1 pseudogene is annotated in these 443 nt (G+C 56.0%); it reads right to left on the reverse strand.

Features of this window, described 5'->3' with window-relative positions:
* Window positions 1-443, reverse strand: a pseudogene (locus JWG45_RS21405) (hypothetical protein); the annotation flags it as partial.

Consider the following 443-nt stretch of genomic DNA (forward strand, 5'->3'; position numbering starts at 1 on the left):
CCAAAGCCGCCTTCTTTTGAGTAACTGAGTCCTACCGTAACGGCTCCGCCTGTAAAACTTCTTACCGCCGCTCCGGCCGCTCCACCGACCGCACCTACTACAGCTCCTTGCAATCCGCCTCCGGCTGCTCCAGTCGCCGCTCCGATTCCTGCGTTAACTGCCATCGCGATCGCTAGACTCGCTCCTCCCGTAAACGGTGCAGCTACGACTGCGATCACGCTCGTCGCCATCTGAAACTCTTTCGTTTGATAGAATTGTTCCTTAGGCTTGTTCATCTTGTCCATCTGGCTTGAGATCATCCACTCAGGGATTCCCGTCGCCTTCGAGATCGCACTGTTGATCGTTGCTTTCTCAAAAGCCTTCACCGCAGACTTCAAACTTCCGCCTCCGACGAGCGCTCCTACGAAACTGGCTGGTAAGCCCGTTGCCTCCGCAACCATTCC

The organism is Leptospira ainlahdjerensis, assembly GCF_016919175.1.
Taxonomy (GTDB): domain Bacteria; phylum Spirochaetota; class Leptospiria; order Leptospirales; family Leptospiraceae; genus Leptospira; species Leptospira ainlahdjerensis.